At 59.0% G+C, this 6,000-nt stretch carries 4 protein-coding genes and 1 pseudogene; 3 read left to right on the top strand and 2 right to left on the bottom strand.

Translation table 11 applies throughout. The features are described from left to right. Positions 1 to 506: chemotaxis protein CheB (locus SB822_RS33930; protein WP_410856597.1), on the bottom strand; the 506-nt coding region annotated here is incomplete at its 3' end. 893 nt (positions 507 to 1,399) lie between these two features. On the opposite strand from SB822_RS33930, the pseudogene SB822_RS33925 reads away from it, so the two are divergent. Beyond that, positions 1,400 to 2,031: pseudogene (locus SB822_RS33925) on the top strand (NADP-dependent oxidoreductase); the annotation flags it as partial. A 534-nt stretch (positions 2,032 to 2,565) separates the two neighbouring features. Here SB822_RS33925 and SB822_RS33920 read toward each other — a convergent pair. Beyond that, positions 2,566 to 3,591: a GNAT family N-acetyltransferase gene (locus SB822_RS33920; RefSeq protein WP_410856596.1), complete on the bottom strand. Its 1,026-nt coding sequence runs from the start codon at positions 3,589 to 3,591 to the stop codon at positions 2,566 to 2,568. A 230-nt stretch (positions 3,592 to 3,821) separates the two neighbouring features. On the opposite strand from SB822_RS33920, the gene SB822_RS33915 reads away from it, so the two are divergent. Both SB822_RS33915 and SB822_RS33910 read left to right on the top strand, forming a co-directional pair. Next, complete coding sequence (locus SB822_RS33915; protein WP_410856595.1) at positions 3,822 to 5,087, top strand: GNAT family N-acetyltransferase; 1,266 nt, start codon at positions 3,822 to 3,824, stop codon at positions 5,085 to 5,087. A 249-nt stretch (positions 5,088 to 5,336) separates the two neighbouring features. Next, positions 5,337 to 5,924, top strand: coding sequence for a hypothetical protein (locus SB822_RS33910; protein WP_009769819.1), 588 nt, complete (start codon positions 5,337 to 5,339; stop codon positions 5,922 to 5,924). Positions 5,925 to 6,000: the final 76 nt, after the last annotated feature.

Here is a 6,000-nt window from a genome sequence, read left to right as displayed (position 1 = left end):
GTCTGGGCGAGCGCAATACCGCCGCACTCCTTGATACGGCCAATCCCCACCGTCCCGTCGCTGCCCGTGCCTGACAGTATGATGCTCATGGCGCGCGCGCCATGCACGTCGGCGAGGCTACGGAAAAACCGGTCGATCGCCACTGGCGCACGACCTTGGCGTTCGGCCCTTGTCACCCGCAGGTGTCCGTCTGCCATCGAGAGATCGTTAGACGGCGAAATCAGGTAGACGTGGTTCTTTTCGATCCGTGTTTGCTCGAGTACCTGCGTGACCGGCATCGTGGTGACGCGCTGGATCACCTCATCGACGCGGCTCTCGTATTTCGGAGACAGGTGAAGCACGATCACGAACGCCATGTCTACGTCGCCCGGCGTCTGTTCAAAAAACCGCAGTAACGCCTGGATGCCGCCTGCGGATGCGCCGATTCCGACCACCGGGAAGTTGAGCGTTGATGGCCCGGGGGCAGGCTGGCCAGCAGTTGAATCCGTTGATGTGTTGGCGGTCATGATTGGACAAAATACGTTCGATTTGACTGCTCAGCAGTATTTGCCCGAACGGACAATCCGGAGCCGGACAGCAGCGCAAGTCGACACTACAACCAGCTAAGCGGAATGCTACGGGGCCGCGCTTCGATACCAAGGCGCAGGCCGCTCGGCAGTTCGGCATCCGCTGCAGGTTCGTCGCAAAACCCTTGGCATGCCAGTCCGCAAGCGGTGTTCCTATTGATGCTCGATACGTACCACTCAAATCTCGGGCACGCGCACAACTGCCCGGTACGGGGGCACGGCGCTGCGAGGCCGTCGAGTTCTTTTTAGAGGTGAAGGAATAATATTCTAATCTAGCCGACCCGGACAGCTGTTCTGTCCGGATGCGAGGTGAGAGACTCGTGATTCTCCATTTCGACGGTGCGGCCATTTGGCCATCCGTGTTTTCTCTGACGCCAGCATTCCTTCGCGATTCGCTGCGCAAGCACGCTCGTGGATCGTGAGCCATTGCCGCGCGTCCTCGAGTTTGCCTTTGTGTTCAGCTTTGAGGCAAACGCAGAAAATTGGCAAACTCGCTGACCAGGCTGGCTGTCTCCGAAGGGGCCGATGCCAAGGCCTATGGTAATGGCATGACGCCCGCATTTTTAATGGGTTGAGAAGCGTAACGTGACGAAGACAAATCCGGCGACGCAGCAGAGATCCTGGTGCCACTCGTAGGCGGCTACACGGTTCAGGTGTTTGTTGGTGATGAGGACCACAAAGAAACCTGTGCGGTCAGCCTCACCGAGATCCCCCGATCGGCTTAAGCTGATCTCATCAGTAGAACCCGTATTGTCCCTTTCCATCAGAAAACCTCGGATTGCATGGCATGGGTTCTGCGAACGCGCTGCTAGCTTTCAGCGTGTCACAGAGATCGGATCGGTACTTTCGCGGAATTTATCGCGTTCAAGGAAGCGGCGGTGGCGCTCAAGCCCAAGACGCTCAGTATGGAAGAAGCGGCTTCAATTCCGGTGGTTGCCTTAACAGCGTGGCAGGCGCTGTTCGAAAAAGGTCAACTGAAGAAACGACACAAGGTATTGATACACGCCGGCTCGGGTGGTGTTGGCACCTTTGCCATTCAACTGGCCAAGCATCTTGGCGCGATCGTCGCGACGACAGCGAGCGCCGCGAATGCCGGATTGATGAAGCAACTCGGTGCTGATATCGTCATCGATTACACGAAGGACGACTTTACCGCCCTCCTGAAAGACTGCGACGTGGTGCTGGATACACAAGCCGGAAATACGCTCGAAGGATCGCTGCGAGTTCTCAAAACGGGGGGCAAGCTCATCGGGATCGCCGGTCCACCCGATCCTGATTTTGCTAACCGATGGGCGCCTCATTGTTCCTAAACACGGTGATGCGCTTTCTAGGTTATCGCATTCGAAGGGCGGCGAAACGTCGTAACATCACATATTCATTCCTGTTTATGCGTGCCGATGGTGGCCAACTAGGCCAGATCGCTACGCTCATCGACTCAGGTGCGATCAGGCCCGTGATGGGGAGAAGATCATGCTCAGACTTTTCGGCATCCTGGCGCTGGCGGCTGCCGTCTCGGGATTTGCTGCTGCCCCACCATACGGTTACAGCGATCCTGCGTATGATCCCGGCTACTACGCGCCGGGGCCCAGCCTCGGCGTGGGTGTGGGAGGCGGCAGCCTCGGCGGCGGTGTGGGCGTCGGTGTAGGTGTCGGGTTCTAGGCTGCGCGCCACCCGACCCCGCCTGGTCGAGCCGCCGTCTGCGCCAACCATCGGGCCCTTGCCTGTCGCCGCAACTCGCCATTCGCGCAGTCACGTCTCGCCGCGCCACGTCGTGTGTCAGGCGTTCCCACAGTCAGCGCCAGGTGAACACGCTTTTCGCCGTCCCTGGCGATATCCATACGGTTAGATCGCCCATCCGGGGCTCGCGGGCAACGAGCGCTCACGATATCGCTGCATAGAGCCCCCGCTTTGGCGCGGTCTCCATTCGCGCAGTCGCGTGACGCTCTCGCGCGTAGCGCAGCGCAAATGCCACGCACACTCCGCATCCCGGGTCGGACCATCACAACTGCGGCGCAAAGCATTGGCCCGTCTTCTCCGCGATGCTGCGCTTGAGCGTTCTTGCAATCGAATACACCGTGCCGACGCGTTCGACGCCGAGCCGTTGCCTGATTGCCCCGCCAAAGCCGTTCAGGAAACTGAAGGTCGACACGCCTGCAAAGCCATCGAAGTCGAAGACAAGCTTGCGCCCTATCGCGTCCTGAATCGCCGCCCAGAGTAACAGGCTGATCGTTCCGTAGTGAGCATCAGGCGTGCGCGTCGACAGGAGGTAGTACATGGTGCGCCTGTCCCAGACGACACCGATCGCGCCGACCAGTCTGCCGCGATCAAATGCACCTAGTACGCGGCCCGCACGACGATCAAGGAACGCACGCACAAGTTCGCTCATCACGGCATTCCCGTAGGCATTCGCGCGCGATCGCGATGCGAGATTCGTTTCGTAGAAACGGACGAACTCGCTCGCTCCGTCGATCAGCCGGACCTCGATGCGCCTTTGCGCACTGCGGATTGCGTTTCGGGTCTTGGACTGCATACGTCCCCAGACGTCGGCCGCCTGGATAACGGGTGGTATCTGAAACGTGTACCGCGCAGACACCGTGAAGCCGTGCAGTGCGAAAGCCAGCGCATCGTTCACGTGGTAGTCGAACACCTGAGAAAAACAGTCGAATTGAGGCAACTGCTCGATGAGCTGCGAGGTGACGTGCAGCCGATGCCGCAGTTCTTGAGCAGGGTCGAGACCCATTGACCTGATGGACGGGCCCAGCGAGCGTGTCAGTGGCGGTAAGGGCGAAACGCGCCAGATGCCCTTGCGGGCGATGTAATAGGGCATCTGGCCGAGGACCTGATTGCCGTGCGTGACGCATGCGGCCGCCCAATGCCCTTCCGTCGCGATATCAAGCCACCACCGCTCGTGAAAGATCGAGACAGGCATCGAGCGGGGATGTGGCGGTGACATAGCCATTGCCTCCCGCCTGCCCGGCCGGATCTGCATCGGGTGCTCCGCGAGATAACTGTCAACGGTTGCCATTGATGCCCTCGATGTCGTCCGATTTACTTCTATCGACGCAACGTACATACCCGCCTGCCATGGCTCGAGATATGCGTGACCGTCCATGCACGATCACGCCCACGCCCGTTCCCCCGCAAGCGCCAGCCGGAATACGTGACGGCACTACTGGCAGGCAAATGGGGCATGCAATATGAAAGTAAATTTTATCAATGGCCCCGAAGTTGCAGTTGATCAGCGGACCAGGCTGAATGAACGACGGCGTCAGTGTTGATCAAACCGGGCTTTTTATGTTGATCACGAAGACGGTGCACTCGACTGATCTGCGGCCGACGGTTCTTAAGCGTGAAGTCCGCGCGGTCGCTTCGACTGCGGCATTGGCGTCGCTACGTGAGGCGTGGTGCACGCTCGCAGACGGAGCCGAAGATTGCCCAGGGTATTTGACCTTCGAGTATTGCGCACTGGCCGCCTCTCGAGTGCTCGGGCAAGGGGGGAGTGTCCGCGTCGCAATGGTGTTCGGCGACAGGGACCTGCTGGTGCTGTGGCCCGTTTCAATCGGCCAAAGCGGGCTGCTTCGTATTGCCAGGCCGCTCACATGCGGAACGGGTGAAGAGTATGGCGGACCACTCGTCAAGGCGGGGGCAGACAGCGCCGTTCTGAAGGCTGCGGTCGATGTGATCAGGCAGGTTGATGCGGACGTCCTCGAAATTCCATTGGTTGAGGAGGACTGCGCGTTGCAGCGCGCGCTGTGTGGCACGCCGCAGTCCTGGGTGCTCGCGCTGACACCGGCGCAGTGGCATGGACTGCCAGGCTTTTCGATCCGGTTGCGCGACGTTTCGCGATGGGAGGACCTTGTATCGACGTTGCCCAGGTCGTTGCGCAGCAGCCTGCGATATCGGCACAATAAACTTGAATCGCAGGGCCATCCGGAGTTCGGTTGGTGTCGAACCGTTAGCGATGCCGCTTCGGTACTCACCTGGCTGTTCGACAACAAGCGACGCTGGGCACAGCGCCATCACGTGACAGCGCCCTACCTGAACGACACTCGAACTCGGGACTTCTTTATCGAGCTGGCGCGTCGAACGGAACTATCGAGCATTCCGCTCGTCGCCTTCGTGAAGGTCAACGGCATCCCTGTTGCCGCATCTGTCAATCTGGTAGGTACACAAACGGTCGAAGGCTTCATCACAACCTATGACGAAGCATTTGCCACCTGCTCGGTTGGTGTCCTGTTGACCGAATTTCTCGTCAAATGGTCGCACGCCAATCGTCGCGACTTCGACTTTCGTCCCCTTCACGCCGACTATAAGGCAAGCTGGGCGAATTGCCGGACGTGGCACGAAACACGGATCGTATTTCTCACTCCATGTGGCCGTCTGGCAGAACTCTCACTACTGTGTGCGTTACTCAGCCGGGCGAGGCGAAAGCTCTCTGAAATCGCCTTTGGCCTGTTCGAAGAATCAGATCGCGTAGTCCGGAAACCAGCAGGCCAGAGACAGACAACTCCTTCAGGCTGAAGGCAGTGTAGGTCGCGTCATCGGCCGGGTGCGAGGCTTTCCATAAGACCGGGAATCCGCCAGCCCCTTTGTAGTCCTTCTCTTACGGTGACCGTATCCTGGAGATGAGTAAGCTAAAAATCCATCGCGTAATCGACGGAGTGGCGTGGCTGCCAACCAGGTAGGGAAAGGGACGAGTCGAGTGAAAATCGCGCCGTCAAAGATGCGACAATCGATATCCTCAGTGCGAAAAGATCTGGAGGAGTGTTGATGTCAAAGAACATCTGTGCCCGGTGCGAAACAGTCATGTCGCCGCACGCCGTTGTGAAAGTCGCTTCAGGCGATGGTGCGTTCCGATCGCTCTGCAGCCGCTGTTTCAATACCGAGATGGCCCATCTTGCGAAGCTTAACGCCTTCGAACATCCGAAGTTTGCGCCCGTGCGTCTGGCCGATGCGGGTGGTGTCGTACACGAGTTTCATTTCCGGAGCTTGTTGTTCGGCGACCAGCTTTCACTGGAGGCGTTCGAACTGGCTTCCGGCGACGAAGACTGCGTGGGTTACCGCTTTCAGCTTCTTGGTGATCCACGGTCGGATCCGTTCGAGCTACTGGGACACCTGGTGCAGAAGGTCAAGCGTGCTCTGGCGACCAGGTACTTGGTCGAGCATGCTGGTAATCTCGAGGTAGCCGGAACGACGGTCCGGGGGCGAATCGAGTGGGACAGCAGCGAGATCGGCCACATGCCGTGTGTGATCATAGATGGCAAGCGCGTCGACTGGACCGATTTTGGGGCAATGTTGATGCAGTTTGAAGGGTGGCAGTTCCGGATTGCATTGGTGGATCCGAGTGATGAGGCATGATGCGTACGTGCCGCTAGCTGGCTTAAACGGCGCTATCAGCGTCAGACGCACCAACCGCCGTGTGCGATTCGGTCAC

It is taken from the genome of Paraburkholderia sp. SIMBA_054, from assembly GCF_046534875.1.
GTDB lineage: Bacteria > Pseudomonadota > Gammaproteobacteria > Burkholderiales > Burkholderiaceae > Paraburkholderia > Paraburkholderia hospita.
Note: the sequence above shows the minus strand (reverse complement) of the source record. Positions and strands in the feature narration are given on the sequence as shown.